The sequence below is a fragment of the Nocardia sp. NPDC004722 genome (assembly GCF_053601505.1).
In genome coordinates this window covers 1-4120 of the sequence record NZ_JBSGBY010000697.1, presented here as the reverse complement: position 1 = coordinate 4120, position 4120 = coordinate 1, and the positions used below count along the sequence as shown (strand labels likewise).

The 4120-nt window shown below is 70.3% G+C and carries 4 protein-coding genes; 1 reads left to right on the top strand and 3 read right to left on the bottom strand.

All coding sequences use genetic code 11. From position 1 onward, the window contains the following. On the bottom strand, nucleotides 1-140 hold a 140-nt coding region (locus ACWELQ_RS40055), incomplete at its 3' end, for a twin-arginine translocation signal domain-containing protein (protein ID WP_452402217.1). 178 nt (nucleotides 141-318) lie between these two features. Continuing rightward, nucleotides 319-1014 (bottom strand): TetR-like C-terminal domain-containing protein, encoded by a 696-nt coding sequence (locus ACWELQ_RS40050; RefSeq protein WP_452402216.1) that lies wholly within the window; start codon nucleotides 1012-1014, stop codon nucleotides 319-321. Between the two features lie 118 nt (nucleotides 1015-1132). On the opposite strand from ACWELQ_RS40050, the gene ACWELQ_RS40045 reads away from it, so the two are divergent. After that, nucleotides 1133-3358 (top strand): MMPL family transporter, encoded by a 2226-nt coding sequence (locus ACWELQ_RS40045; RefSeq protein WP_452402215.1) that lies wholly within the window; start codon nucleotides 1133-1135, stop codon nucleotides 3356-3358. On the opposite strand, the gene ACWELQ_RS40040 is transcribed toward ACWELQ_RS40045, so the two are convergent. Next, nucleotides 3355-4008 carry a DedA family protein gene (locus ACWELQ_RS40040; RefSeq protein WP_452402214.1) on the bottom strand — a complete coding sequence of 218 codons (654 nt, stop codon included), beginning with the start codon at nucleotides 4006-4008 and terminating at the stop codon, nucleotides 3355-3357. The genes ACWELQ_RS40045 and ACWELQ_RS40040 overlap by 4 nt on opposite strands. Nucleotides 4009-4120: the final 112 nt, after the last annotated feature.

Genomic DNA, 4120 nt, shown 5'->3' with positions numbered 1-4120 from the left:
GCGACGCCGCGGCCGCCGAAGGCGGAGCCGAGCCCGGCCGCCATGGCCGCGGCCGCGCTGCCCCACAGGAAGTTCCGGCGGCTGACCCGATGCCGCTTCAGGAACGAGCGATGCCATTCGTACTGCTCGTCCATGGTCATGTCGGCGGCCAGGTGGGCGGGGATGCCGGTGCGGGGCACCGTGCCGAGCGGGTTGAGCACGCGAAATCCTCGGGGTCAGCACAGATGTGCGCGGTGGACCACGACATCAAAACGCTGCCACCTTACGGGTTTCCGACACACCGGTGAATTCGGCACGCCCGCGCTGGGTCTCGCGGGTTCAGGCCGGGAGGGCGATGTGCGGGTCGGTGCTGCGATACGGCTCGGCGTGCGGACCGGTGGCGAAGCCGCGCAGGATGGTGGCCACGGCGTGGTCGATGGCCGCCTCGCGTTCGGCGGGTTCGGCGTCGGCGAGCGGGCCGTCGACGATGAGGGTGGCCAGTCCGTGCACGGCGGCCCAGGCGGTGAATTCCGCGCCGGGGCGCTGGCGCGGGTCCATGAATCCCGAGGCGACGAAGGCGTCCAGGCCGACGCCGATGAGCACGAAGATGGGGTCCTCGCGCACGTCCTTGGTCTGGTCGATGTCGCTGCCGCAGAAGGCGGTTCGGAACAGGCCGCGTTCGCGGTCGGCGTATTCGATGTAGGCGCGGCCCGCGGTGGCCAGCGCGGCGATCGCGGTCGCGGTCGGATCGTCTTGTTCGGCAACGTTTTTCATCGCGCCCGAGATGGCGTCGAAGAGCAGGTCACCGGCGTGGTCGTGGACGGCGGCGAGGAGTTCCTCGTGGCCGCTGAAGTGCCGGTAGGCGGCGGTGGCGGTGACGCCGACCGCGCGGGCGGCGGCGCGGACGGTGACCGCGGCGGGGCCGCCGATCTCGGCGAGTCGCGCGGAGGCGAGCACGAGGGCGTTGCGCAGGTCGCCGTGATGGTAGGGACCCTCGCGCACCGGTCGGGCGGCCGCATCGTCGGTGATGTCCACAACATCGATGTTGACACCCGTACAGATCGCAGGGCAAGTTAACACCCATAAAGTTCACACCCGTCAACATCCTGTCTCGCCCGTCACCACCACCGCATTCCGCCGAGAGGATTCTTCGATGAGCGCACTGCTGGGCCGGATCGGCGACTTCGCCTTCCGACACCGTGGCCTGGTCGTCTCGATCTGGGCCGTCCTGCTGATCGCCGTCGTGGGCGGGGCCGTGTTCGCCGGCGGCCGCCTCGACGACCGCTTCACCGTGCCGGGGGCCGAGTCCCAGCGGGCGCTGGACACGCTCTCGCAGACCGCGCCGGATGCGGCGGGGGCGAACGCGCAGATCGTGTTCACCGCACCGGCGGGTCACCTCATCTCCGAAGCGCCCTACAAAACGGCCATCGGGCAGACCTTGCAGGCGGCGGGCACCGCGCCGGGCGCGATCGGGGTGACCGCACCGCAGCAGGCGGGGATGGTCTCACCGGATCAGCGGACCGCGATCGGTGTCGTGCACTTCGACGGTGACCGGTCCAAGGTGACCAGCACCGCGCGGGATGCGGTGGAACGTTCGGCCGATCCGGCACGCCAAGCCGGACTGGATGTTTCGGTCGGCGGTTCCGCCTACGGCGTGGGTGAGATGCACCCCGGCATCACCGAGGTGATCGGGCTCGCGGTGGCGGTGCTGGTGCTGCTGATCACCTTCGGGTCGCTGCTGGCGGCCGGAATGCCCATTCTCTCAGCGGTTTTCGGGATCGCCGTGACGGTGGGCGGGATGCTCGGGCTGGCGGCCGTGGTGCCGATCTCCTCGACCGCGCTGACGCTGGCGCTCATGCTGGGCCTGGCGGTGGGTATCGACTACGCGCTGTTCATCCTGTCGCGGCATCGCTCCCAGCTCGCAGCCGGACTCCCGCCCCGGGAGTCGGCGCGCCGCGCCAATGAGACCGCGGGCAGCGCCGTGGTTTTCGCGGGTATCACGGTGATCATCGCGCTGGCCGCGCTCAGCGTGATCGGCATCCCCTTCCTGACCGTCATGGGTCTGGCCGCCTCCGGCGCGGTGCTGGTCGCGGTCGCGGTGGCGCTCACATTGCTGCCCGCGCTGGCCGGATTCGCCGGTGGCCGACTGGCTCCGCGGCCGGGCTCGCGAACTCATCGCCGGATCACCATGGGCACGAACGACTCCGCCCCACGCACGAACGCCCCGCGCCGGGACAGCATGGGTGCGCGGTGGGCGCGGCTGGTGACGGCGCGGCCGCTGGTCACCGTGGTGGCCGTGGCCGGTGCGCTGATTCTGCTCGCCCTGCCGGTGGCATCGCTGCGAACGGCGTTGCCCGATAACGGTTCCGCGGCGACCTCGTCCGGTCAGCGGCAGGCGTACGACACCATCGCCGAGAAGTTCGGGCCCGGTTTCAACGGCCCGTTGGTGGTGGTCGTGGACGCGCCGGAGGGTGATACCCGCTCCGCCGCGACGGTCGCCGACGCCGTGCGCAAGCTGCCCGATGTCGCCTATGTCGCCGCACCGCAGCCGACCCAGCGGGCGGGGCAGTCGTTGATCCTGGCGGTGCCATCCAGTGCGCCCGAATCTCAGCAGACCGCCGATCTGGTGCACACCATCCGCGACCACGTGCCCGCGTCGGTCCCGGATGCGCAGGTGGCCGTCACCGGCGACACCGCGGTCACCATCGATGTCTCGCAACGGCTTTCGTCGTCGCTGCTGCCGTTCCTGGCGATCGTCGTCGGATTGAGCCTGGTGCTGCTGATCGTGGTGTTCCGCTCGATCGCGGTGCCGGTGAAAGCGGCGGCCAGCTTCCTGCTGTCGGTCGCGGCGGCGCTGGGCACCACGGTGGCGGTGTTCCAATGGGGTTGGGCCGCAGACCTGTTCGGGGTCACCAAGGTCGGTCCGGTGGTGAGCTTCCTGCCGATCATCCTGGTGGGCGTGCTGTTCGGGCTGGCCATGGACTACCAGGTGTTCCTGGTGTCCGGTATTCGCGAACAATGGCTGCACACCGGTGACGCGAAGTCCGCGATCGTCGAGGGCACCCGGCACAATGCCCGGGTGGTGACGGCGGCGGCGACCATCATGGTGGTGGTCTTCGCGTCCTTCGTGCCGACCGACGACGCCCTGATCAAACCGATCGCGTTCGCGCTGGCGGTCGGGGTGCTGGTGGACGCCTTCGCGGTGCGACTGACCCTGGTTCCAGCGGTGCTGGCGCTGCTGGGTCGCCGGGCCTGGTGGCTGCCGCGCGGGCTGGACCGGGTACTGCCGACGCTGAATCTCGAAGGGCCGCAAGAGGAGCCGCAAGACGGACCGCAACCCGGCAGCGAGCCGCAGCGCCCCGAGCCCGCGCTGGTCTAGCTCTCGTGCTTCGCCTCGTGAGTGGCTTCGTACTCGGCCTCGAAGCTGCGCTCGCGGCGGCGCTCGCGCACCTTCCAGATGATCAGGCCCAGGATCACGATGGCCGCGACGCCGATGGCCAGGTCGCGCCCGACCGTCTTGGCCACCTTCTCGTAGGATTGCCCGGCCACATAGCCGAGCACCACGAACGTTGTGCCCCAGACGATTCCACCGGCCGCATTGAACACCAGGAAGCGCCGGTAGGGCATGCGGGAGGTGCCGGCGAGGGCGGGCATCATGGCCCGGAAGAACGCGGTGAAGCGGCCCAGGAACACCGCCCAGCCGCCGCGCCGGGCCAGATAGTCCTGGGCCTGGTCGAGGCGGCCGCGGTGGCGGTCGAGCAGTTTGATCTGCAGCAGCCTGGGGCCGACATGCTTGCCGACCTCGTAACCCACACTGTCGCCGAGGATCGCGGCGGCCACCACCAGCACGATCATCACGCCGAGCACCACGTGTCCCTGGCTGGCGGCCACCCCGCCCAGCACCGCCGCCGTCTCACCCGGGATCACGAAGCCGATGAAGATCGCGTCCTCGGCGAACACCAGCAGGGTGACGACGAGATACACCCAGATCGGCGCGATATCCAGAATCCGGTGCAGCAGGTTGTTCATGCCCGCAACGGTACCCAGGCCGGGCGGACTCAGGTCGCGGGATCGCCTTCGGGGCGGCGCCGCCGCAGCACCCACAGGCCCGCGGCGCAGGCCGCGGCGAGGGCGGTCGCCG